A 24,857-nucleotide genomic window follows, 5' to 3' on the forward strand; every position below is an offset into this window, starting at 1 on the left:
TCTGACATGGCTGATGCTTCGATTCTTGATACGCTTCCCCGACCTCAGACGAACCGGTTGAGTGGCAAGGATCATCTGGCGCTTCTTGAGCAGATGATGCTGATCAGGCAGTTCGAAGTGCGCGCCAAGGAATTGTTCCTGAAGGGTGTGATCAAAGGAACGGCGCATTCGTCGGTCGGGCAGGAAGCGATTGCTGTTGGTGCGTGCCATGCCCTCGAACCGCACGACTTTCTTCTGACACATCACCGTGGCCATGGTCATACGATCGCCAAGGGTGCCGACATCGGACGGATGTTTGCAGAGCTGATGGGCAAGGCCGAGGGTTATTGCGGTGGCATCGGGGGATCGATGCACATCGCGGATTTTGATCTCAATATACTGGGGGCCAATGGGATCGTCGGTGCAGGCATGGGCCTTGGCACCGGGGCAGCGCTGGCCGCAAAGCTACGGGGTGACGGATCGGTTGGGATTGCATTTTTCGGGGACGGTGCTTCGAACGAGGGGATATTCCATGAGGCGATGAACCTATCTGCACTCTGGAAACTGCCGCTGATCTTCTTTTGCGAGAACAACCAATACGGCCTGACCACCCCCACAGAAAGTGTGATCGCGGGGCAGGGGATCGCAGCGCGGGGCGATGCCTACGGCATTCCCAATACCGTGATTGATGGAAACGCACCAGTCGCGGTCTTTGATGCGGTAGAGAAGGCTGTCTTGCGTGCCAGAGCAGGCAACGGACCTACTTTGATCGAAGCGATGACTTATCGCTGGGACGACCATTCGATGCGCGCCAACCTCGCGGGTTATCGGACAGAAGCGGAAGAGGCGGGCTGGCGTATTCGTGATCCAATTACACGGCAGCGCGCGCTTGTACTGGATGCGGGCGAGACTGACGAAGGTGGTATCAAAGCCTTGCAAGCGAGTGTGAACGCGACTGTCGAGGACGCGATCAAGTGGGCCTCGAATTTGACTGAACCCGAACTTCGAGGCGCCATGCAAATGGTCAAGGTCCCTCCCCAAACGGACAGTCGGGCGGAGCCCCCAGCAAGCACCCGTGCACTGACTTACAAGATGGCAATCAACGAAGCCTTTCATCAGGAGATGGCGCGCGATGAAACGGTGATCCTGATGGGGGAAGATGTCGGTCCGGTCGGTGGTATCTTCGGCACCACTGCGGGACTGCACGAAACCTTTGGATCTGAACGGGTGCGCGACGTGCCGATTGCCGAAGGCGTTCTTGCAAACTGCGGGGTTGGCGCGGCGCTCCGTGGCTACCGACCAATCATTGAAATCCAGCTTTTCGATTTTGTCACTCTGATGATGGATGCAATCGTCAATCAGGCCGCAAAGGCGCGCTTTATGCTGGGCGGAAAGGCCCGCGTGCCTATCGTGTTTCGCGGACCCCAAGGGGCGGGTATCCGGCTCGCCGCACAACACACACAATCGTTGGAAATGCTCTTCGCAAATGTGCCGGGGCTGGAGGTCTATGCGCCTGCCTCTGCCTACGACGCAAAAGGTCTGATGGCTGCGGCTGTTCGATCTGACAACCCCGTTGTCTTTCTCGAGCATAAACTGCTGTATCTCGGGGCAGAGGCACCTGTCCCTGAAGAGCCGTATCAAATTGCTCCCGGAAAGGCGCGTGTCGTCCGCTCCGGAACGGATTGCACGGTCATTGCCACCTTGGCGATGGTCGAAAGGGCTCAACAGGCAGCTGAGCGGCTGGAAGGCAAAGGCATCAGCGTCGAAGTCATCGACCCACGCACAATTAAACCGCTCGATATGGCGGCAATTCTAACATCTGTACGGAAAACCAATCGTGCTGTTGTGGTCCACGAGGCCCCGCTTTTTGGCGGTTTCGGCGGAGAGATCGCGGCCAGCATCATGGAAGAGGCTTTCGACTGGCTCGACGCGCCTGTTGTTCGCGTGGGCGCTCCTGAAATGCCAGTTCCCTACAATGATCGACTTGAGCGGGATTACATGCCCGATGCTCGCGATATCGCAACAGCAATCGAAGCCGTCTGTTACAGGAGTTAGTCTATGCCCAAACGCCGTGTCATTGTCCCCCAAGGTATGGAGAATATCTACAAGACGTATCATTATGCCCCCGGGATCTTGATCGGCGAGACGCTTTACTGCTCCGGTCAGGTTGGCCGCGATGCCGATCTGAATGTCGTGGAAGGGGTCGAGGCGCAATACACCCAAGCTTTTGAAAATATGGGCAAGGTTCTCGCTGCCGCAGGCGCCGAATGGGATGATGTCGTGGAACTCGAAAGCTGGTTTGCCCCCGACATGGGCGATCTACAAACGTTCATGGCGGTAAAGGACCGGTTCTTTACGAACCTTTATCCCACATGGACGGGCTTTGCGGTGAGGGGGTTTTCGATGCCGGGCATCATCGTCGAAATAAAATGCAAGGCTATCCTTGGCCTCACGTCATGAGCCGCGACCTCAAATCCTTGCTCGCCCGTGATCAAACGACGCTAGGCACTTGGACACAGATCGCCGCACCTGAATTGATTGACCTGATCGGGCTGAACGGCTTTGCCTTCACGATCATTGACTGTCAGCATGGCCCGTTTGGCTTGGAAACTGCGGAAAAACTCGCGAGGGCGGCGGATGCCAATGACATCGCCTGCGCGATCCGTCTGCCGACCAACGATCCCGTTGAGATCATGAAGGCACTCGATGCCGGCATTCGCCACGTGGTGATCCCCAATCTCGGGACGGCCCAAGAAGCGGAGCGTGCGGTAGCCGCAACCCGTTTCGGACCGCAAGGCTTGCGCGGGGCCTGCCCATGTTGCCGTTCGGGCGGTCATTTTATTCGCAACTGGAAAGAGTATGTTGCCGCAGAAGAAGTGCGGGTCGGCGCTATTGCCTTGGTCGAAACGGCGACAGGGGTCGAAAACATCGAAGCGATCGTACAGGTGCCGGGCTTAGCCGCATTGATGTGCGGACCATTCGATCTATCGGTCTCAATGGGGTTTCAAGGTGACTGGCGCTCACCAGAGGTTCTTCAGGCAGTCGAGTATATGGTCGCTGCCGCTATCGCCGTGGATTTGCCAGTGATGATGCCTGTGTTTTCACCCAACAAAGAAGAAGCAAAAGACCTGATCGAGCATTGGCGCGGCAAAGGCGTTACAACCTTTGTTGTCGGCTCTGACAAGATACTTATCGCAGATGCGTTTGCACTTTGGACAGAGAACCTCGCTGGCCGATAACTTAACCTAGCGGACTCGAGGCCTCCATCGCGGGAATTTTACGTCTTCGCCCAGCGGTTTCTCTGCGGGTGGCAATTCGTGAAAGCTTTGGTGTTATTGAGCTAACGCCCTGACATGTCCAAAGTACGGGTTATGATGAACGAACTTCCCCGATATGTCCTATGGCGACGGATCGATGTTGATGGCATGGACGCGTGCTCTGTCAGCCAATCCGATGAAGGGTATGTAACCTCGGGCGTGGCCGTCTATTTGGCCGAGAACGGTCCGGCGCGGGTTTCTTACGAAGTCACCTGCGACTCTGAATGGCGTAGCAGATCGGTCCGTGTGAGCGGCTGGATTGGAAGGTCCAGGATATCTCTCACCCTTTCTCGATCTTCGGGCACAGGCTGGAGCGTCAACGGCGAGAGGTTACACGGAGTTGATGATCTTCAGGATATTGATCTCGGGTTTACTCCAGCGACCAACACAAATGCGCTGAAAAGACTTCGGCTGGCAAATGGAACAGCGACTGAAACAACGGCACTTTGGTTGGACGTTAAAGACTGGCGTTTCAAGCCGTTAAGGCAAGTCTATCGGCGTGTCTCCGACACTGTGTATGAGTACTCTTCGCCATCCCATGATTATCATACCGAGCTTACTGTCGACGGGTTCGGCATCGTTCGCTCTTATCCTGAGTTGTGGGAGGCAATATCGCACCCTGCTCCACGTCTCGACGGGGCAAGTGAAGTTCGCTTCACCTGACATTCAGGCAACCCCAGATCAACCAATCGTCATAATGCTGGTAGTCATATTCATATCCGAATGCGCACTTCCCCATGACTTCTCTGACTGCCTAGTCTTTGTATCCAACGATGAAAACGCAGGCGGTTCCGATTGCGGGGGGACAGCGGGGTGAAAACGTCCTTGCCTCAGCCCATAGCTCTGTCCACCGTCGGATAGAAATTTGGATTGGGGAATACTAATGGAACGCTGGATCACTACACTTTGCGCCGTCGCATTGCTTGGCTTCGCGGCGGTATCAGACGGTCATGCTGCGACCTTGCTGATCGGCAACACCGAAACCTCTTCGATTGTGCAGATCGACACGGAAACATCAGAGGTTAAGGAGTTCATCGCGGCAGGTAGCGGGGGATTGATCAGCCCGGATGATCTGACCTACGGGCCAGATGGCAATCTCTATGTATCCAGCGGCACCAACACGACCGGTCAGATCCTGAAATATGATGGCAAGACGGGTGCCGCTCTTGGTGTATTCGCCGAAACGCCGGGGCTGCGCCGCCCCTACGGTGTGGCCTTCGGGCCGGATGGATACATGTACGTCTCAAGCTTCCGGAGCGACGAGATTTTGCGCTTCGATGCCGAAACCGGGGACTTTTTCGATGTCTTCGCCGCAGGCGATGGCACAATGGACGGATTGAACGGTCCAAACGACCTGCTTTTTACCGAGGACGGCCGGCTGTTGGTAACGACCCAAGGCAGCGTGGCGGATGCCAGCGGCGAAATCAGCTTTGAATTCGACAGCCAAGTGCTGGCCTACGATATTGAAACAGGCGTCGGCGAGGTTTTTGTTCAGCAGCCATCTCCGTCGCCTGACAGCTTCGGTTTCGTGAGTTTCTTGGGACTGACCATCGGCCCGGACGATCTGCTCTATACCAGCGACTTCGCGAATGGCATTCGCGTTTATGATCCGTTTACCGGAACGCTATTGGACGAGCTGGACACAAACTTTACCGGCACCACACCGTCAGGAAACTTTATCGGTAACTTGGCTTTCCTCGAAGAGGATCTCTTCTTTGTGGGCTTTGACCTGAACAATGGTGACCTCGGAAGCCTGTTGCTTGCGACGGATGGCGCGCCGGACGTTTTCCTGACTGACGCGCTGCTGCAGCGCCCAATCGGGCTGACCGTGATGCCACAACCGATCCCGCTGCCTGCATCACTGCCATTGTTGTTTGCGGGACTAATCGCTCTGCGTGGCCTGCGCCGACGTTGAGAATTACACCTGCAGGGTTGCATGACTGGTGGAAGGTAGTTTCCGCCTGTTTCAGTTTTCGATGAACGCCCTAATTGCTGAGGTATACTGTTCTGGCGCCTGGAAAGACGCGAAATGGCTGACATCGTCCAGAACCAAAAGATCAGCGTCGGGGATCGTTTCGGCAATTGCTTCTGCGTGCTCCATGAGGATCGCTTCGTCATGCTCACTCTGAACGACCAATGTTGGCACTGAGATGGTCGCGAGAGCTTCCATGCCACCCGGCTTCTCGGTACCCCACATCGCGGCAACGCCCCCCAAGAAGGTGTCAAAGTCATCTGACGTCCGTGACATCTCTGCGTAGTCTTTCGCCATCGCGTTGACGTAAGTCCCAAAAACCTCGTTTGTCTCGACTGACGGATCGATCCCGGCCAAAGTCACGTTTCCAGCGTGGGCGAAATGGCTGGCAAGGCGATCCGGGGCGGTCACGGAAATGGTAAATCCTATATTGGCGCCATCAGACCAGCCAACCAGATGAACCCGATCAACACTCAGATGATCGAGCAGCGCCAGATAATCCTCGGCGAGCAGGTCGTAGGAATAGGCACTTCCATCATTCGTGGAGCGACCGTGCCCGCGCGTATCTGCAATTATAACCGTGTGATCGACTGACAGATCGGCAACATGCGCCGCCCAGATATCGCCGTGGGCCAGACCGCCGTGAATCATCAGCAGGGGCGTGCCCTCGGCATCGCCGTAAACTGCATAATATATATCTATTCCATTGACTGCGGCAGTCGCGGTCTCGGCCGCGCTTGGCATCGCGGGAACGTCCGGGATTGACGTCCAGCGCTCTTCTGCAGAACTCGTCCCGGCTGTCATGATCAGCAAAACGGAGGATAGTTTTTTCAGCATTACCAGTCTCCTTTGTATTGGATCAACTGTAGGATCGGAGTTTCACAACCGGCAACACGAAACACCGTATTGCCGTACGGTTGTCCATCCAAACCCCTTTCGAAGTAATACTTTGCTCAATATGTCGGCGATCAGGCGACCTAGCAGATGGGCGTTTCTTGCTTCGATGTTTTGCGGTCCACCTATTAAGGCCGCGCCGAACTCTGCTGCTTTATTATGGTCGATCCAAGATGAAGTCAGGCGTAATACCCGCGTCAGCCGCTGCCCGCGCCGCATCATGGCCCGCGAAAAATCCGTAATCCGCGATCAAGGCTGAAGCAATGCCGGCGGTTTGTGCACCTAGGATATCGGTGTGGAGGCTGTCACCTACCATCACCACCCGCGCGCGGTCGACATCGCCGACCCGAGCAAACGCGAGATCGAAGATGTTGGCGAAGGGTTTGCCAAAGAACTCCGGCGTGATGCTTGTCTGGTCAGCCAGTCGGTGGGCGTAGTGCCCCGGTTCGGTGGAAAAGCCTTGCTCCCGCGGGGCGACGATATCAGGATTGCCTACCAGTACGGGCCGGGGCCGGGTGCGAAGAGCATCTTCTAGCAGCTCTTGGCGTGCCTCTGTCCAAGCGGCGGAACCGACCATCAGAACGCCATCAACCGCGGCATAGACCGATGGATCTTCCTCGAGATAGGTGAGATTCAGGCCTTCGAGGTCGCGCAGTCCTGTGCTACGCGTGGCCATGAGCCCCCAGTGCAGATCCTTGCGCCCCTTCAGCCCCGCCAGCAGGCTGGCCCGGCTGGTAATGACATCCTCAGGCGCAAAGTTGTAGCCAAGGCGGGTGTATTTCTCCATCAAGGCCGAATGCGGAAAACCAGCGGCATTCGAGACGATCAGCACGCGTTTTCCCGCATCGCACAAGGTAGCCACCCGTTCGGGAGTGCCAGGGATTGCGGTCTCACCAATGTTGAGCACGCCGAACGCATCGAGCAGGAATACATCGAATTCCTCCGCGATTTCGGCAAGATTTTCTGCGTGTCTTGCGGGGTGCGTCCGGGACTGCGCCTTTGGGAGGCGATGTCGCACTGCCTCATAGGCATCAAAAGCCTGCATGGCCGTTAGCGCAGTCAAATAATGGCACTCCGCACCTTGGCCGAGACCCACTCACTGATGACGACTGCGGCCAGGATAACCAGAAGGATCAGGCTGACCTGGGGCCAAGCCAACACATTGAGGGAGGCAGACAGCTGCAGGCCGATCCCTCCAGCGCCGACCAATCCCAACACCGTGGACTCTCGGATGTTGATGTCCCAGCGAAAGACAGCGATGCCCGCGAACGCGGGTAGGATCTGCGGGACGATCCCATAGGCCATGACCTGCCAGCGGCTCGCCCCAGTTGCGGTGATTGCCTCGACTTGCGTATGGTCAATTTCCTCGATGGCTTCATAAAGAAGCTTGGCGCAGAAACCGATGGACCGGATCGCAATCGCGATGACGCCCGCGAAAACGCCGGGGCCGATGATTGCGATAAGCAGAAGCGCCCAGATCAACGAGTTGATCGACCGGGTCGAAACGATGATCAAAAGGGCAATGGGGCGGATGAACAAGGCCGATGGCGTAGTGTTGCGCGCAGCCAGAAAAGCCACAGGCACCGCTAGACAAAGCGCAATGAGCGTACCTAGCGTCGCAATGTTCAACGTGTCCCAAATTGGTCGACCTAACTGAGTAATGTAGTCCCATCTGGGTGGCGTTGCTCGGGTCCAGATGTCATCGGCAATACGCGGCGCGTCCCAAACGAAGAACCACGTGGTTGAGGCCGAGATGATCTGCCAGCAATAGACAAAGACTGCCACGCCCAGAAGCCAGCCGAACCATCGGATCAGGCTTTCCCGACCCGTGCGCCGCCGCCAGATTTGTGCGCCGTCGCGCTCGAGAACCGGCATTACTGCACCCTCGCGCGGATAACACCAGACAGGTATTCCAACGCCATGACAATGCCGATGATCAAGAGCAGGATCGCAGCCGCGGTGTCGTACTCGTAGCGGTCGAACGCGGTATTCAGTGTCGCGCCAATGCCGCCTGCTCCGACGAGGCCGAGGATTGCACTTTCGCGGAAGTTGATGTCGATGCGGTACATGGATAGTCCCACCAGTCTGGGCATGACCTGCGGTTGGACACCGTAGTTAATCCATTGCATCCAGCGTGCGCCAGAGGCCTTGATGGCCTCGGCCTGCACACGGTCCATCGCTTCGATCTCCTCCGCCAAAAGCTTGGAGAGGAAGCCGATGGTCGCAAAAGACAGTGTCAGGAACCCTGCCAATGGGCCGAAGCCGAAGATGGCGACCAAGAGTATGGCAACGATGATCTCCTGCAACGCTCTGCTGATGGCCACGACGCCCCGGCAGATGACGTAAACCGGCAACGGCGCGATGTTACGCGCCGCACCCAATCCGATGGGGATCGAAATTGCGATTCCGACCACGGACGCCGCAACTGTCATCACGATGCTTTCCCAAAGGCCGCTCCAGATGTCGCTCCAGCGGGAGGTGAAATCTGGACTTGTGAATGCCAGCACAAAGGCCCAGCCACGGTCCAGCCCGTCATAAACGCGGCCCCAGTCGACCTCGATTGTCAGGAATGCCGCGACGAGGTAGGCGAAGAAGCCTAGGAATAAGGTCCACCGCAGTGCTGGGTTCTGGACAAACGCGGGCTTCCGCCAGCGCTTTCCCAGCACATCATCCAACTCGCGATGGTTCATTCCGCAGCCTCGATGTCTTCGTCCTCCTCCTCGACCTTTTCGATGGTCGCTTCCCAGTCTTCTTCGCCATAGATTTCGGTCAGCTTGTCGGGGGTGAGGCCTGTTGGCAGGCCATCATAGACGATCTCGCCGAAGCGCAAGCCGACAACACGGGGTACAAACATCTGAGCCAAGGCGACGTCGTGGATGTTGATGATCGCAGCCAATCCGCGTTCCTGGCAAAGCTCTGTGATCAGGCGCATGATCTGACGGCTGGTTTTCGGGTCGAGCGACGCGGTCGGTTCATCCACCAGCAAAAGCTTGGGATTCTGGATTAGTGCGCGGCAGATGCCGACGCGCTGCCGCTGCCCCCCGGACAATTCGTCAGCGCGTTTGTCAGCCATGTGCAGCAGACCAACCCGATCAAGCAGACGGAAGGCCTCATCCACATCAGACTGCGGATAGCGACGCAGGAAAGACCGCCAGAACCCCACGTAGCCAAGACGGCCCGACAGGACATTTTCCATAACCGTCAGCCGTTCTACGAGGGCGTATTCCTGAAATATCATCCCCATCTCGCGCCGCGCCTTTCGCAACGCGCCGGAGCCAAGGGAGACGAGGTCCACATCCTCCAGCAGCACCGCACCGCTGCTAGGCTCTACCAGCCGGTTGATGCAACGGATCATGGTCGATTTGCCCGCGCCGGAAGGCCCGATAAGGGCCAGTACCTGACCTTTGGGGACCTCCAGATCAATCGCTTTGAGCGCTTGATCGCCGGTCTTGTAGGTTTTCGTAAGCTTTTGAAGGCGCAGCATGAAATGTCCTTAGCACGATGGTGGCGGACCCCTTGGGGCCCGCACTTATTGGCGAAGGATCACTCGCAGGCGTAAGAAACGCCGTTTGCCGTGTCGATCTTGCGGATGACTTCCCAGAACTCCTGATAGGTCATCTCAAGAAACTGACCCTCGTTTGACTTCTCGAACTCCGCCTGCAGCGAGGTGCCTTCCCACTCGAAGTTGAAGAAGGCATTGCGGATTTTCTCCTGCAACTCAGGCTTGAGATTGTAGACCGTGCCGAATCCGGTTGTGGGGAAGGTTTGCGATTTATAGATCACCTTGACGTCATCTTCGCTGATCACGTCGCGGGAAATCATCCGAGACTTGACCGAGTTCGCAATGGACGCCGCCATATAGTCCTTGTTGGCCACGCCCAAGATCGAGTTGTCATGCTTTCCGGAATAAACGGGCTCGAAGTCGCGCTCGGGCAGCATATCAAAATCGCCCTTCAGGATAGCCGAAGGTGCCTTGAAACCGGAGTTGGACGTAGGCGAGGTGAACGCCAATTGCTTGCCCTTGATATCCTCGACCGCTTCGATGCCGGAACCAGGATAGGTGATAATTTCCATCTCATAGCCGAAGTTGCCATCCTCGGAGGCCATGATGGTGAAGGGCCGGAAGCCCGCACAATTCACAGCCAGTGGGTTCGAGCCGGTGTTGAAACCCGCAATGTGCAGTCGGCCCGAGCGCATGGCCTCAATCTGGGCCGCATTGTTCTGGACGGGGAAGAAGACGACATCCTTGCCGGTTTCAGCTTCAAGATGCTCCAAGAAGTCTGACCATGCGGTCTTGTAGACGGCGGGATCTTCGACCGGCGTGTAGGCGAAGATCAGTGTGTCGGGGTCAAGCTGGTCTGCCGGATCCGTTGGAATATCGGCGATCAGATCGCCATCCACATCGCAAAACCGAGTGTCCAGATCGCCGCGTGGGCAGTCCTGTGCTGCCGCTGTGCCGCCCATCGACATGAGTGCAATGGCGGATGCACCGATCAGTAATTTTATATCAAGTCTCATAATGTCCTCCCTGACATACAGCCTTTTGGCTGCGATTGAGTGTGAGTGTTTAATCCGTGGTGATGACCCCGGCAGCGACAGAATGCATCTCCGGCCAAGCGCTCACGCGGGCCAGTCCAAGGCAACCAAGTTTCTGCGCGTCGATCAGAAGATGCAGTATGCCCCGCTTGATCGCAGCGAAACCGCGCGCTGCCCGACCATAGTCGGCGCGCGCGTCGAAATTCCAACGCGCGATTTCGGAATAGATATTTAAGCGGCTGGCTTGTTTGATGATGCGCACATTGATGATCAGCAACTTCAGCTCCAGAAAGATCTGGGGATGTCGCTCGGAATCAGACCAGCGCGTCAAACATTCGTCGCCGCCTGCATCGTGAATTCGCGTCTTTGCCATCCCACCTTCCGAGTCGCCTTCGGGCAAGGCTGTGGTGTTTCGCGCAGAATTACAAACATATTTGTTGCATGAGCCACGAACGGGGGGGCGTTTTCTGGCATGTTATATGTTTACGCCAGCGCGGATACTTCAGGTTTAAGGCAAGCCCGCAAAGATGGGTGAAGAGAATGATACCGCATAGCGGACCGCAACAAAGCCCGTCTGAGGAGACGAATAGAAATTGGCGGCTGACACGTGTCATGCTCGCCGACTGATTTGGTGGCCCGTGCCATCCCCGACACTGACCGTCGGTAATGGCTTTGAATGTGTCGTAAGCTCTGGATCAGCTCGGTGTGAACGGCAATGAGGAGTGGTGCAGGATGATTTTCAATTCTTCATCATCCATCTGTTCGATCCCGAACGTGTATTCGACCTTTACCTCTGCGCCATCGGTCGTGGTGAAATAGTAGTTACCCATTGCTAGGGCGATATCGCCGTTGATTGTGGTGCCCTCGTTTTCCCAACGCACAGCCGTATAAGGCGCTATGGCAAACCCCTTGTCCTCGCTGATGCTTCCCCCAACGAAGTAAGACAGCGCTTCGTCGAAGGTGCCCCGGAACTGGTCATCGCTCGCCAGTGTCGGTTTGAAGAGGACGATATCCTTGCCAAAGGCATAGAAGTTCAGAATGTGATCCCGCGCTGCGGCTTGATAGTCTCCGCCCGCCGTATGGACCGCGCCAATATTAACGATGCCTTCGCCCCAGGCGGTTTTGAATTCCGTTACACGATCAGGCGTCAGCGTCGGGTCATCCGAGGCGGCAGCGATGCCGGTGGATGCAAAAATTGCGAGAGCAGCGGTCGTGGTAAAAGTTTTAAGCATTAAAGATCTCCATTAGCATGACGACGGGTGTGTCGTTGTGAACTAGAGATGGTGGGCATTATCAATAAAACCAATTGAAAGAATTTCGGAGATCCATAGTCTGAGGGTATGGATAAAGAGTCGCCCGCCCGCCCGAGTTTGCGCCAGCTTCAGTATTTCGTTGCTGTCGCGGATCACTCCGCCTTTGGCCGCGCCGCGCAGGTCTTGGCTGTCAGTCAGCCCAGCCTGTCGAAGCAGTTGGCCACCATGGAAGAAGAGCTTGGAGTGGCTCTTTTCGAACGCACATCGCGAAGAGTTAAACTGACCTCCCCTGGTGAAAAGCTACTGCCGCGTGCGCGTGTTATCTTGCAGGAGGTTCGTGAGTTCCGCGCTGTCGCCCGCGGTGCAATCGGGCTGTTCGGCGATAAGCTCGCAATCGGGGTGCTTCCGTCCATTGGGGCTTACTTCATGCCAATTGCAAACCGCAGGTTACACCGGCTCTATCCTCAACTGCGCCTCGCAGTGCAGGAGGGATCGACCGTGCAGCTGCTTGAGATGCTCAAGGAAGGGCGCCTTGATGCGGTGGTCGGGACGCCTGCAAATGATCCGGATATCGTCAGCCACACTCTGTTCACCGAAACCCTGTGGGCCTGTGCTGCGCCGGACGATCCACTCAGCGCAGCGACCACGCCCATCACTCTGTCGCCGCTTGCAGAGCGGCCACTGCTCTCTCTCAGTTCAGAATTCCGCCTTTCGCGGATCGTGGAACGCCTGGCAGAACAGGCCGGGGCGTATGTCAGTCGGGATTATCAGGGCGCAAGTCTTGATGCGGTGCGGCAGATGGCGGTTATGGGGGCGGGGGTTGCAGTGCTTCCGTCGCTCTATGCCCTTGCCGAGGCGGTACGTGATCCTGAATTCGTGGTGCGTCGCATTGATCACCCTGACGCAAAACATGAGATCGCATTCCACTGGCGCCGGTCGTCCCCATTACAGGATGATTGCCTTGAACTGGCCGAGCATTTGATTTTGGTAAAGCGCGAGATCAGGGAGGCGCGAGCGGAGCAGTTCCAGTAGCGCGCCTTGCAAGAACTCGCGTGGACGTTTGCTTTTACCGGTACTCCCAAAGTAGTCGGCGTCGGCATACCATGTAGCGACAGCAGCAAGCACCCCTCCGATTGGCGCCGCGGCTGAGCCCTCGGACCCAAAGGGGCGCGTCATCCGCTGCGAACGATCTGGCATGGGCATCTTACAAAGCAGAAGCTTCGCAAGCGTTGCGTGTTGGATTGGCTCGTCGCTGCCGATGGTTTGCAATTCGACCAAATGTTAGGCGGAGACCAGCGAGCAATTTTTCGCGAAAATATGTTCAGTTGGTCGGCGACACGTCGCGGCCCTCACTTGGATCGGCAGAGGTCTGCAGGGCGGCTTCGGGATCACCGGCAATTGGCCGCGCCGCAAAGCATTTTAAGTTTTTATAAAAGTTTATGGGTCCGTTCTGTCTTAGCGAAACCGCAAGACGCCCGAAGACGATACCGGGTGCCGCAAATCGCCAGACAATGATCACGGAGCGCCAGACATGCAGACCCCTGTCCAATCCTCTTTCACACCGCCGCCCCTACTCCCGCCGCATCAACTGTTTCAGGGGGAAGGCGGGCAGATTGTCATGGAGGCCGAGAGCGGAGCCGCGACAGGGGACTGGATGCGGACGAATATCGGGGGCAATTCGGCACTGCTTTGGAACCCGAAACACAGCAGCTACGAGGCCGCGCCGTCCGATCAGTCTATCACATTCGATTTCCGCACCGATGAGGCGGGTATCTACAGCTTGGCCATGCTGGCGGCGCGCAACAAGAACACGATGGGGCAGGCGGATCTCCATAACAGCAAAGGCAAAGCCCGGGCGGATACCGGCAACGACGTCTATGTGAGGATCGTCGATCTGGACACCGGTGCCGTTATTCTTCAACCCACTGAATTCTACGCCTGGCTTGGACACAGCAACAAGGAGCAGGTGTGGGGAACCAAGTTTTACATTGGCAGCGGATACAAACGACCAGCTGAGATCGAGCTTGATGCGGATACCAACTACCGGCTGGAGGTCATCGGACGGTCGGATGGATTCATCATCGACAAACTCACACTCAGCAATTCCGGTGCCCTGCGCGATGAGGACGCGCCGGAGTCCCCCCGTGTTTCCGCGGTCAATGCTTCTGAAGTCGAAGGCATTTTTGACGCGAGCCCTCAGCCGCCAACGGCGGACTTTCGAATCCAGACGTCTACCGATGGCACGTTCAACGGGACGATCAGCCTTACCAATTCAGGCGATACGGCCATCAAGGGGTGGTCGATGGAATTCGACGCCGACTTCGAGATTGAGAACATTGAGAGCGCCGAAGTTCTGTTTGTACAGGGCGATACGCATGTCATTGGCGACACGCGGGCCAACCGGGATATCGGACCCGGCGAAACGGTCACGTTCTCAATCTCCGGCGCATATGACGGCCCGGATCTGCCGCAGCCAACGAATTTCCTGATCAATGGGACGGAGGTTAAGGCCTCCGGCAGCGTGGTGAGCGCTGCCGCCAGCGGCACGGCTCGTGCGCAGGTCCAGCCCGAGTTTAGCGACGACGTAGTGATCTTTCAAAGCTTTGAGACCCATGACGATGGCGCTCAGTATGATGAAAATCTTCAAAATGAAGATTGGGACGTTCAGTTTGTCAGTCAGAAAGATGGCCACGGAACAATCACGGATGGTGCAGCACGAGGCGGTGATAAGTCCTTGAAGATCACCTATCCTGACAATGCCTCAGACGGGGCAGGGGCGGCGTGGGAACTGCCGGAGAACGACGAGTACTATCTGTCCTATTGGCTGAAGTTCGAGGACGACTTCGACTTTAACGGCGACAACCACAGTGGTGGAAAGCTGCCCGGTTTGGCCGCGTCCGGATGGGCCAGCGGTGGTGATGATGTGACGGGCGATAACGGATTTACTGCGCGCTACATGTGGCGCGAGGACGGGAAGGCAGAACTCTACCTTTATCACATGGATAAACCCTCCAAGTGGGGCGACCGGATCGGCTTCAAGGATGAACAGGGTGACGATGTCTTTTTTGAGGATGGTACCTGGCACAATCTGGTGCAGCGCGTCCAAGTGAATGACACCGGTCGCGCAAATGGTGAGATTGACGTGTGGATGGACGGCTCGCAGGTCGTAAGCGTCGATGGTTTGAGGTTTCAGACCGATAATTCAGGCATCGATTCTCTTTATATGAGCACATTCTACGGCGGGTCGGGCAGTGGATGGTGGCCGGATCAGGAAACACAGGCCTTCTTCGATGACTTCCTCGTCACCACAAATCCTGACGATGTCTGGGTGTGACGAACAAGGCGCGTCCGACACGCTGCAACAATTGCTTCAATTTAATTGGATCGATTCGTGTCTGTCGCGCAATTGAGTCTGCTTCGGAAACAATGAAATGCTTGCGTGGGAGTTGTCGCCAGAGAGGCTCGTCCAGTATTTGTTTCTGTCGTCTGGATAGAGGCGGACACCTGCCAGCGACCCTCTCAGATTGTGTTCAGATCGCCTAAATTGAGGTCAATTCATGGTCAAATGTGGCGAAGAAGCACCATTTGTGGCGCATTCGTTAATTTTAGGTCAACAAATGTGCCGTTGTCACCTGATGTTCATCTCGCTTTTCGATAAGTTGACGCTGCGTGGGGGCGCTCAGAGATCAACAAGCGGTCTTTGATTTATTCGGGCAAGATTTTGATATGTTTGATACAATTACAGCGGCCGGAGGTGCCTCCCAACCTCGTGAGGCAGAAGATCCGGTTTCAAGTCCGGGCAAAATCGTTCTCGTTTCTGATCGCAACCCGATCCTCTCTGATGGCGTCGCAAAGTTGCTTTCCAAAGACAATGACGTGAAATGTGAGAAAGCTATGCTGTCAGCAGGTCCGCTTGGCAACTTTGTCGCAAAGCATAGACCGGACGCGGTAATCTTCGATCCCAGCCAAGACGGCGCGATGCCAGCTAGCGCAGCCAACACCGCTGCAGGCATTCGCTACATTGCATATGTCGAGAACGCATCAGAGGAAGTCTTGCACGAATGCCTGAGCGCGGAGTTCAGCGCCGTCGTCGCAAAGACCTGTTCCATGTCCGATCTGGAATCTGCGCTCTGCGCGGCCTTCACGGGCGGCGTGTTTCTTGATGACGTGTTCCGGTCCATGTTGATAAGCCGGGGAACCGCAACTTCAACGCCGCCAATTCCGGATGGATTGCAGGATTTGAGCGAGCGCGAAACAACCGTTCTTTTAAGCATCGCGCAAGGATTGAGCCTGAAGCAGATTGCATTCGACATGGGTCTCAGCGTGAAGACTGTGGATACCTACAAGGCCCGCGCGATGAAGAAGCTCGAGCTTTCTGATCGTGCAGCGATCTTTAGCTATGTCCAGCAGCACAATCTACTGACTTAGCCATCACGCCCAATGAAACACGAATGCTGCAGCGCGTTTGCGACTGCAGCATTTTTCTTTGCAATTTCCATTTAACATTATGATTTAAAAAGATTTCCTACACATGTCGGGTATTTTCTGACTGTGCTGCAAGTGCGAAATGCTCCATCTCTTGCCGCGAGTTTTCAGCTTGATGCTTCGGCGCGTGGAAGGATGATCATGGCCAAAATTAGTGTTTTCGGAATTGGGTATGTCGGGGTGGTTGCGGCCGCCTGTCTTGCAAAAGATGGTCACGATGTTCTCGCGGTCGATATTGATCAGGGAAAGATCGATGCGATCAATAAGGGTGAAAGCCCGATCGTCGAAAAAGGTCTGGATGAGCTTGTCGCCTCTGGCGTTTCTGCCGGCAAGTTGCGGGCAACCGGTGACATCGCGAAAGCCGTTGCCGAGACCGATGTCTCATTTGTGTGCGTTGGCACGCCAAGTGCAGAAGACGGATCTGTCGGCCTGACGGCTGTGACCGCGGTCTGCGAGAGCATCGGCAAGGCGCTTGCGGAAAAATCGACGTTTCACTCGGTCGTCATTCGCTCAACGACGGTGCCTGGCACCACGGAAAACACCTGCATCCCGGCATTGGAAAAGCATTCCGGCAAAGAAGCGGGCCGCGGGTTCGGGGTTGGGTATTACCCTGAGTTTCTGCGCGAAAGCACCGCGATCGAGGACTACTACGATCCCGGCCTGATTGTTTTCGGTGCTCTGGAAAGCCGGACTGCAGCAATCCTGACAAGTCTCAACAAGGACCTCCCGTGCGAAATCCATGTCGTAGATGTCCGCACGGCTGAAATGGTGAAATACACCTCGAACACATGGCGCGCGGTCAAGGTGACGTTTGCGAACGAGATCGGGAACATCGCCAAGGCCTGCGGCTTGGACGGCCAGACCGTCATGCGGATCCTGTGTTCGGACGACAAGATCAACATGTCGCCCTACTTCATGCGACCTGGCTTTGCTTTTGGGGGGTCCTGCCTTCCCAAGGACGTCCGCGCCCTAAGGCGATTGGCGCTGAACATCGACGTCAAGGCGCCGCTTCTTGAAGCTGTCCTGGAAGCGAATGACGAGCAGATCGCTCGTGCAGAAAAGATGGTGGAAAGCTCCGGTGCTAAGACCGTCGGTATGGTTGGCATCAGCTTCAAGCCGGGAACCGACGATCTGAGGGAAAGTCCGCTGGCCGAGCTCGCCGCGCGCCTGATCAAATCCGGCGTCAATGTCAGTGTCTATGATCCCTATGTGCATACTGCCTATGCGGAAAATATGAGCGCCGCGGGTCGTGGCAACGATGTGGTGCCGGACCTGCAAGAGCGTCTCGTCGGAAAACTCGACGATCTGATCTCGGGATCCGAGGCGATCATCGTAGGTAACCTCTACAGCGATACGGTCGATCAGTTGACGGGCATGTCCGAAGACAAGCTGGTTGTCGATCTCGCCCGGCTGAAGCCAAGTCTGACCTCAAACGGTGCCTACGAAGGCATCTGCTGGTAAGGGCAGGCGCGCGTGCATCTCCTGATGTCCCATATCGCCTACCTTTCGGTGATGGTGTTGCTGGCTCTGTCAGCGCCCGTCACCGCCTTGGGCGAGGCGAAAGGCGCTATCATCGTGCTGGGGGTGATCGGTGTCTGGCGCTACGGCTGGGCCGTTGTGAATATGAGCCGCGCCGTATGGTTCCTGCTGGTTGCGTATCCCAAGCGGAAACGGCGCGCTCAGGTCGCCTATGCCTCGCAGCCCCTGAAGGCGCACGCGTTCTTCCTGACGACGACCTACGGCATCGATCCGGAAGTGACGCTTCCCGTCTACCAGTCGATCTTTCGTGCGGCCGCGCAGGCAGAAGGCGGGGCGACGATTGTCGCATCCGTCGTCAACACGTCCGATGCGCGACTGATCAGATCGATCTTTGCCAATATGTCGATCGATATGACAGGCGTCCGGCTCGACGTGGATCAAATTCCGGGGACTGGCAAACGGGACGCTTTGGCCAAGTCTCTTCAGTTGATCCTACGTCAATGTCCGACGCGACGTGACGTGGTGATCTTCGTGGATGGGGACAGCTGCGTTCCGGAAGACATGGTGGAACGCTCTGCACAGGTTTTCACCGATCCTGCCGTTGGTGCGCTGACAACCGACGAAGCGGTCGAGATCCCGCAACCAGGCCTCTTCCGCGACTGGTTTGAGTTGCGGTTTACACAGCGGCAAATGATGATGTCCTCGATGGGTCTGTCGAACCGCGTTCTGACCCTGACCGGTCGAATGTCAGCATTTCGCGCTGATCTGGCGACGGATCCCAGCTTTATTCGGATGGTTCAGGACGACTACATTGACCACTGGCGTCTGGGCCGGGTTCAGTTCCTGACGGGCGACGACAAGTCGACTTGGTTCTGGCTGATGAAAAACGGCTACGAAATGGCCTATCTGCCCGACGTTAAATCCCTGTCCATGGAAACGCAGCCGAAACCGGGTTTTTTCGAAAGCGCAATTGTGCTGATGGTGCGTTGGTTCGGAAACATGCTCCGCACGAATGGTCGCGCATTGGCACTGCCCGCACGCAAGATCGGCTACTTCACATGGTGGTCGATCCTTGATCAGCGTTTGTCGATCTGGACCACATTGGCAGGCCCCTTGGGCGTCTTGCTGACGGCACTTTTCGCAGAGCCGCTGATCCTGCCCGCCTACATCGCTTGGGTCATGGGGACGCGTTACGTGTTCTGCACGATCCTCTGCGCATTCCGTGGTCGCAGCTTCCCGATCACCTATCCATTCCTGCTTTACTTCGGCCAGATCGTAGGCGCGGCCGTGAAAAGCTTCGTCCTCTTCCGATTGGATCGCCAAAAATGGACCCGCCAAGCTGCAAGCGGTGGCCCCGGTTTGCCTGTTCCGCTGGGGCAGCGGATCCGCGCGGCGGGCTCTGCCTACCTTCATGTCCTAACACTCGGATGGCTCGTTCTTGCGGTCGTCTACATCACCCAGCTCGTTTGATTTGAAAGAAAAGAGGGACCTCACCCCGATGCAAAATCAAGATCATCAACTCGAAGCGCTGCGCAAAAGCACGGATGCCCCCCAAACCTTCATGATGGACACGCCCATGGGCAATGAGCATCCGTTGCTGCCCATTCCGTTTATCGTGATGCTTGCCGAACGGCGTCTGGAAGGCAAAGGCCTTTCGCTGATCGGTGGGACGGCATCCGGCCTCGTTGATCCCTCGATGGATGGTAAACAGGAGCTTGCGACGCTGATCTTCAGCTTCGATGGATTCCGCATTGTTCTGTCCGCTGTTGTTAACATTCGTTTGAACGACAACAAGAGCCTGGGGCTGGTGGAGCTTGAGTTCGCTGATCCGGTCGGACCTCAATTGCCGCAGCTGCGCTATATCATTAATGCCTTTATCGCAGGCGATATCGTGGGGCTGGGGCCGTTATTGTCTGTTCCGTCGGTCGAAAAGAAGAAGAGCGGCGGTCGCGCGAAATCCCTCAGCTTCACGGATCGTCTTGGTCAAGTGGTTCGCAAGGCCGGTGTCGCCGCTTTGGTCTTGGGCCTTCTAGGTGCGGTCGCGCTCACAGTTCAAAATCGGGTTCTGACGTTGGACGAAATCCGCCCGGCCGTGGTCACCATTGAGGGTGAGGCTTTGCGATCGCCCACCGCCGGTCAGATCAGCTTTATCAACGCTCAGGCCGAGGAAGGCGATGTCGCCTTCGCGATCCTGTCCAACTCCGGCGCACAGCTCAGCGTTATGATGCCCTGTAACTGCGACATCACCAATGTCGCGTTCCGGGAAGGCTCAACTTTGTTGGCGGGCGAAGAAGTCATGACCTTGGTTGAACCGGGCGCTGGTGTCCACGTCGATGCGGTCATGAGCTACGAGGGCATCAACGCGGCCCTCAAAGGTAGCGAGATCGAGATGGTCTTTGCGGATGGTCGTGTGGTGTCCGCCACCATCAGTCCGACCTCTTTCAGTGACATCATGATGGTACGGCCGTCCGAATGGACCCCCTTGACCTTGGTGCCTGAGGACAGCGTCGCGGAAGCCGATATCGGCCAAATGACCCGCGTCAGGCTGCGCCAGCCAATGCCGGTCATCGGCGGCTTGCTTGCCTGGTTCGGGGATGGCGCATCGCTGCAGGCTCAGGCGGAAGCTGCGGCAGAATGAAAACCTGAACCGGAAGACTTGTAAAAAAGGGCATTTGGCCGAGCTCGCGGCCATTGCCCGGAAATTGGAATATCTCTTTGTTGGGGAAGTAAAAATGTCCAAGATCTATCCGATCATTCTATGCGGTGGCAGCGGCTCACGGCTGTGGCCCATGTCTCGCTCTGGTGAACCGAAGCAATTTCAATCTGTAACCGGTGTAGACGATCTGTCGTTGTTCCAGGCAACCGTTCAGCGACACAGATCCGCTAAGTTTGCGGACCCTGTGATTGTGACGAACCTCAAGCACACCCGGCGTGTGGCGCAACAACTGCAGGAAATCCAGTGCAAGGGAACGATCATCAGTGAACCGGTTGGACGCAATACCGGCCCGGCCGTCTTAGCCGCAGCACTTACGATCCTGAAAAGCGATCCGGATGCGATCATGCTGGTTTTGCCATCCGATCATGTGATCCAGGGCGACGTGAACACCTCGGTGGTGGAGATGACACAGGCTGCAATTGACGGGCGTATCATCACGTTCGGGATCAAGCCCAGATACCCCGAGCCTGGTTTCGGCTACATCACGGATGGCGGGCGCTTCGTGAACTACAGCGGCCTTCACCGCGTTGATGCATTTATCGAGAAACCGCCACTCTCAGTCGCTCAGTCGCTGGTGTCTTTGGGCAAGGCCTATTGGGCTTCTGGCATCAGTATGTTCAGTGCGGCGACGATCGTCGAAGAATACCGCAAGTACGATCCTGCAACCACAACGGCAGTTTCGCTGGCGGTTGAGGATGCGATCGAGAACGACTACGGCCCGATCCTCGAAAAAGTGGCGTTCAGCGCCGCCAAGGATTTGCCAACCGAAAGCGCTGTCTTCGAAAAGAGCGCCGCCGTCGCGTTGACACCTCTGGATATCACGTGGAGCGACGTGGGTTCATGGTCTGCGGTCCATGACGTTGTCGCGAAATCTGACGATGGAAATGTTCTGCACGGCGATGTCCACGTCGTTGATACGACGAATTCTCTTATTCGATCTGAAGATCGTTTGGTCACTGTGGTGGGGCTGTCAAACATCATCGTGGTGGATACGCCGGATGCTGTCCTCGTGACGTCCCACGAAAAATGCCAAGACATCAAGACGCTTGTGAACAACCTCAAGGTCGAAGACCGCCGCGAAACGGTTGAGCATGCAAGGCGCACGTACTCGTGGGGGGAAAGCCGCCGGATTGGGGCGACGCAGTCCTGTGAGATGACCATCGTGCGCTTGAAGTCCGGCTTCAGCATAGATCTGGACGCTGTGCAGGGCACGCAAATCATCAATGTGTCAGGTAAGTTCGCCATTAACGGATCGGCCGCGTCGCGCGATCTTGCCGTCGGTGACCAATTCACCAGCGAAAGCGTCGGGAACATGCGTTTGAGCAACAGTGGTGATGACATGGGGGAGGCGTTGATCGTTCGCTATCGTACAGATCAGTCTGCGACCGCGTCAGGCCAGATAGCTGTTGCGAGCTGATCCAAGATGACCCTTCGCTGCCTCACTCTAGTCTGCGCGACTGTGTTGTCATTGGCCGGAACGCTTGCATCTGCACAGCAGTCCGATCAATCAAGTTCGTTGTCGCTTGTGGATATGCAGGTTGTGATGGCGCAATTGGCACTTCGGGCAGGGGCGAATGGGCATCTGACACTTGCACGCGCGCAGACCGAAGACGAGCCGAAGGCGATTGTCTTGTCGAACGGGACGTTCCGGCTTTCAGACATCACCCCAGACACGTTGCCGAATGCCGGACTTGGCCTCTCCTCCCAGCATCTGACCAGTCCGCGGCCCATCGTGGTATGGTCCAACGCCACACTGATCATGGAAGACGGGGACCGGTTGGAACTGCGCCGCGACACAGGTGCGTTCCTGTTGAATTTCGGCAGAGTGATTGCAGATGGCGCTCAGATCGGCGGTTCGCAACTGCCGAACCTGAAGGATCAGACCTTCAGGCCGTTCCTTTTGAGCGCAGGCAGTGGCAGCGTCGAAATCCGAAACTCCCGACTGGAGTTTCTTGGCTTCGGGCGTGCCGGCAATTTCAGCGGCGTTTCCGTTCTCAACCGTGGGCTCTATCCGGCGCTTGGCCCAAGCCTGATCGAGGACAGCACGTTCCACAGCGTTCAGTCTGCCAGCTTTGACAGCACCAAAGGCACTGTCATTCGCAACAACAATTTCTCGGGAAGCGCGGCCACGTCTTTGCGGCTGATCGGCGCGGAAGGCGCTGAGGTCACGGGCAACACCATCTCTACCGCGAAAAACCATGGGTTGCGCATCACCGCAGGCAGTCGCCAGATCCTGATCAAGGATAATACGTTCCGAAATATTGCAGGCGTTGGCATACTTGCGGACCGCGGTGTCGAAAATCTGGTGGTTGCAGGGAACCACATCGATCAGTCAGCGAAGGGCGGCGTGTCGTTTGTACGGGTCACCTGCGCGATCTTGTCCGACAACCACGTTGCGCTTGTCGGACAAAAGGGCCTCTCCGTCCGCGAAAGTCAGGACGTGCACGTTCTCAACAACCAGCTTTTCGGAAATCGTGGCGCCGGCATTTATGTCGGGGATCAGGCACCGGACGCGCTGACGGTCCTGCAAGGCAATGTCTTTGAGAAGAATGGCAGGGGACTCTCAGGGGCCGCCGCCGAGCATCTTGTTCTCAAGGGCAACGATTTTTCCAAGCAGTTCCCAAGGCTTCTGGGGGGCGACCTGATGTCGGTCATTCATGTGATTGCGAGGGATTTGACGGGCGATGCCGTGATGTCGATCTCACCTCGGAAGACGGATCTGAATGTCGCGATGCCAAAACCCTGCGATGCACGGGCGGAGATCTGACAATGGTATTTTCCTCTGAATCCTTCCTGTTCCTGTTTCTGCCACTTTTCTTGCTGGCCTATTACGCCACACCTGTACGGTGGCGGTCGGCTACGATTTTGGTGGGCTCTTATACGTTCTACGCATGGTGGCGCATTGATTTTCTGGGATTGCTGATCCTGACGACGGTTTGGGCTTACGGCTTGGGTGCGTTGATTTCGCGGCATCGTGGCACCGCAAAAGGCCGCATGTATCTGACAATAGCGGTGACGGGCTGTTTGGGCGTTCTGGGCATCTTCAAGTACCTCAACTTTTTCCTCGACAGCATCGCGGCACTTGTCGGTACAGATGTGGCGGGGTTGGGCATTCACTGGCGCCTAATCTTGCCCATTGGTATCTCGTTCTACGTTTTTCAGTCGATCAGCTACCTGGTTGACGTGCACCGGGGCGATGCAAAAGCAAACGCCACGCTGCTTGACTTCGCCGCTTTCATTGCACTTTTCCCGCAGCTGATCGCAGGGCCAATTTTACGATACAAAGACCTCGAAGACCAGTTCCGCCAGCGCGAACACAGCGTCGAGCTGTTCTGTGATGGCATGGCCCGCTTCATCATCGGTCTTGCCAAGAAGGTGTTGCTCGCAGATGCCATCGCGCCCCTGGCGGACCTCGCCTTTGCGGCAGAGGACCCCAGCATGGCACTCGCCTGGTTTGGTGCGGCAGCCTACATGCTGCAGCTTTACTTCGATTTCTCAGGCTACAGCAGCATGGCGATCGGGCTTGGCATGATGATGGGGTTCCGCTTCATAGAGAACTTCAACATGCCCTATATCAGCCGTTCGATCACTGAGTTCTGGCGGCGCTGGCATATCTCTCTGTCTGTCTGGCTGCGCGACTACCTCTACATCCCTCTTGGCGGCAACCGGTCCGGCGTGGCGCGCACGTATATGAACCTGATGATCGTCATGACGTTGGGCGGCCTGTGGCACGGCGCAAACTGGACCTTCGTCCTGTGGGGCATCTGGCACGGGGGCATCCTCGCCATCGAGCGTGCGACCGGGTGGGATAAATCGTCCAGCCGCCATCTGATCGCTTTGCCAATGACACTTCTTTTCGTGCTGATCGGCTGGGTTATGTTCCGTGCCGCGACTGTGGATGAGGCGTTCGGGGTCTATGCAGGCATGATCGGCTTGAACGGTCTGATGCCTGATCCGTCCACATGGCAGGCTGTCACGCGAGAAAGCCTTGCCTTGTTGATTGTGGCCTTTGGTATTGCCGCGTCAGAGCCTTGGTTGCGCGGGATTTTCCGTCCCGATCCAGCGATCAGGATCTCCGCAAGTGGCGCTGCAGCGCTGACACGTAGCGATGTCGTGGCGCAGGCAACGCTGTCCGTGGCCGTAACGGTGATCGGCGCACTGACGATCATGAAACTGGCCGAACAAAGCTTTTCACCCTTCCTCTACTTCCAATTCTGATGGAGCCG

General features: G+C 56.6%; 22 protein-coding genes. 14 read left to right on the plus strand and 8 right to left on the minus strand.

Annotated features, from left to right (window positions below):
- Positions 1-6: 6 nt before the first annotated feature.
- The 5 genes from KIN_RS01245 (at position 7) to KIN_RS01265 (ending at position 5,211) form a co-directional block, all read left to right on the plus strand.
- On the plus strand, positions 7-2,034 hold the full coding sequence (locus KIN_RS01245) for an alpha-ketoacid dehydrogenase subunit alpha/beta (RefSeq protein WP_159804141.1): 2,028 nt from the start codon (positions 7-9) through the stop codon (positions 2,032-2,034).
- 3 nt (positions 2,035-2,037) lie between these two features.
- Complete coding sequence (locus tag KIN_RS01250) at positions 2,038-2,439, plus strand: RidA family protein (protein WP_159804142.1); 402 nt, start codon at positions 2,038-2,040, stop codon at positions 2,437-2,439.
- A complete protein-coding gene (locus KIN_RS01255; protein WP_159804143.1) occupies positions 2,436-3,218 on the plus strand; it encodes an HpcH/HpaI aldolase family protein in 783 nt (260 codons plus the stop codon). The genes KIN_RS01250 and KIN_RS01255 overlap by 4 nt, the downstream gene beginning before the upstream one ends.
- 135 nt (positions 3,219-3,353) lie before the next feature.
- Positions 3,354-3,959, plus strand: coding sequence for a putative glycolipid-binding domain-containing protein (locus KIN_RS01260; RefSeq protein ID WP_159804144.1), 606 nt, complete (start codon positions 3,354-3,356; stop codon positions 3,957-3,959).
- 220 nt (positions 3,960-4,179) lie between these two features.
- The gene (locus KIN_RS01265; protein WP_159804145.1) at positions 4,180-5,211 is read left to right on the plus strand and encodes a PEP-CTERM sorting domain-containing protein; all 1,032 of its coding nucleotides are present in this window, start codon (positions 4,180-4,182) and stop codon (positions 5,209-5,211) included.
- Positions 5,212-5,262: 51 nt separating this feature from the next.
- On the opposite strand, the gene KIN_RS01270 is transcribed toward KIN_RS01265, so the two are convergent.
- The 8 genes from KIN_RS01270 to KIN_RS01305 form a co-directional block, all read right to left on the minus strand.
- Entirely contained in the window at positions 5,263-6,105 is an 843-nt protein-coding gene (locus KIN_RS01270; protein WP_159804146.1) for an alpha/beta fold hydrolase, read from the minus strand.
- Between the two features lie 214 nt (positions 6,106-6,319).
- Positions 6,320-7,225: an HAD-IIA family hydrolase gene (locus KIN_RS01275; RefSeq protein ID WP_159804147.1), complete on the minus strand. Its 906-nt coding sequence runs from the start codon at positions 7,223-7,225 to the stop codon at positions 6,320-6,322.
- Positions 7,222-8,037 carry a phosphonate ABC transporter, permease protein PhnE gene (gene phnE, locus KIN_RS01280; RefSeq protein WP_159804148.1) on the minus strand — a complete coding sequence of 272 codons (816 nt, stop codon included), beginning with the start codon at positions 8,035-8,037 and terminating at the stop codon, positions 7,222-7,224. The genes KIN_RS01275 and phnE (KIN_RS01280) overlap by 4 nt, the downstream gene beginning before the upstream one ends.
- A complete protein-coding gene (phnE, locus tag KIN_RS01285) occupies positions 8,037-8,852 on the minus strand; it encodes a phosphonate ABC transporter, permease protein PhnE (protein ID WP_159804149.1) in 816 nt (271 codons plus the stop codon). Before phnE (KIN_RS01285) ends, phnE (KIN_RS01280) begins: the two co-directional genes overlap by 1 nt.
- Entirely contained in the window at positions 8,849-9,646 is a 798-nt protein-coding gene (phnC, locus tag KIN_RS01290; protein WP_159804150.1) for a phosphonate ABC transporter ATP-binding protein, read from the minus strand. Before phnC ends, phnE (KIN_RS01285) begins: the two co-directional genes overlap by 4 nt.
- A gap of 59 nt (positions 9,647-9,705) precedes the next feature.
- Positions 9,706-10,680 (minus strand): phosphate/phosphite/phosphonate ABC transporter substrate-binding protein, encoded by a 975-nt coding sequence (phnD, locus tag KIN_RS01295; protein WP_159804151.1) that lies wholly within the window; start codon positions 10,678-10,680, stop codon positions 9,706-9,708.
- 49 nt (positions 10,681-10,729) lie between these two features.
- Positions 10,730-11,071 (minus strand): hypothetical protein, encoded by a 342-nt coding sequence (locus tag KIN_RS01300; protein ID WP_159804152.1) that lies wholly within the window; start codon positions 11,069-11,071, stop codon positions 10,730-10,732.
- 322 nt (positions 11,072-11,393) lie between these two features.
- A complete protein-coding gene (locus KIN_RS01305; protein WP_159804153.1) occupies positions 11,394-11,930 on the minus strand; it encodes a metal-independent carbonic anhydrase family protein in 537 nt (178 codons plus the stop codon).
- A 108-nt stretch (positions 11,931-12,038) separates the two neighbouring features.
- On the opposite strand from KIN_RS01305, the gene KIN_RS01310 reads away from it, so the two are divergent.
- The 9 genes from KIN_RS01310 (at position 12,039) to KIN_RS01350 (ending at position 24,849) form a co-directional block, all read left to right on the plus strand.
- The gene (locus tag KIN_RS01310) at positions 12,039-12,983 is read left to right on the plus strand and encodes a LysR family transcriptional regulator (protein WP_159804154.1); all 945 of its coding nucleotides are present in this window, start codon (positions 12,039-12,041) and stop codon (positions 12,981-12,983) included.
- A 499-nt stretch (positions 12,984-13,482) separates the two neighbouring features.
- On the plus strand, positions 13,483-15,285 hold the full coding sequence (locus tag KIN_RS01315) for a polysaccharide lyase (RefSeq protein ID WP_159804155.1): 1,803 nt from the start codon (positions 13,483-13,485) through the stop codon (positions 15,283-15,285).
- A gap of 392 nt (positions 15,286-15,677) precedes the next feature.
- Positions 15,678-16,379 carry a helix-turn-helix transcriptional regulator gene (locus KIN_RS01320; protein WP_159804156.1) on the plus strand — a complete coding sequence of 234 codons (702 nt, stop codon included), beginning with the start codon at positions 15,678-15,680 and terminating at the stop codon, positions 16,377-16,379.
- A gap of 198 nt (positions 16,380-16,577) precedes the next feature.
- Complete coding sequence (locus KIN_RS01325) at positions 16,578-17,897, plus strand: nucleotide sugar dehydrogenase (protein WP_159804157.1); 1,320 nt, start codon at positions 16,578-16,580, stop codon at positions 17,895-17,897.
- Positions 17,898-17,921: 24 nt separating this feature from the next.
- On the plus strand, positions 17,922-19,385 hold the full coding sequence (locus tag KIN_RS01330; RefSeq protein WP_243144784.1) for a glycosyltransferase: 1,464 nt from the start codon (positions 17,922-17,924) through the stop codon (positions 19,383-19,385).
- 28 nt (positions 19,386-19,413) lie between these two features.
- Complete coding sequence (locus tag KIN_RS01335) at positions 19,414-20,553, plus strand: hypothetical protein (RefSeq protein WP_159804158.1); 1,140 nt, start codon at positions 19,414-19,416, stop codon at positions 20,551-20,553.
- Between the two features lie 94 nt (positions 20,554-20,647).
- Positions 20,648-22,048 (plus strand): mannose-1-phosphate guanylyltransferase, encoded by a 1,401-nt coding sequence (locus KIN_RS01340; RefSeq protein ID WP_159804159.1) that lies wholly within the window; start codon positions 20,648-20,650, stop codon positions 22,046-22,048.
- Positions 22,049-22,054: 6 nt separating this feature from the next.
- Positions 22,055-23,398 carry a right-handed parallel beta-helix repeat-containing protein gene (locus KIN_RS01345; protein ID WP_159804160.1) on the plus strand — a complete coding sequence of 448 codons (1,344 nt, stop codon included), beginning with the start codon at positions 22,055-22,057 and terminating at the stop codon, positions 23,396-23,398.
- A gap of 2 nt (positions 23,399-23,400) precedes the next feature.
- Positions 23,401-24,849 carry an MBOAT family O-acyltransferase gene (locus KIN_RS01350; RefSeq protein WP_159804161.1) on the plus strand — a complete coding sequence of 483 codons (1,449 nt, stop codon included), beginning with the start codon at positions 23,401-23,403 and terminating at the stop codon, positions 24,847-24,849.
- Positions 24,850-24,857: the final 8 nt, after the last annotated feature.

The sequence above is a fragment of the Litoreibacter roseus genome (assembly GCF_009811795.1).
In the GTDB taxonomy this organism is placed as follows: domain Bacteria; phylum Pseudomonadota; class Alphaproteobacteria; order Rhodobacterales; family Rhodobacteraceae; genus Litoreibacter; species Litoreibacter roseus.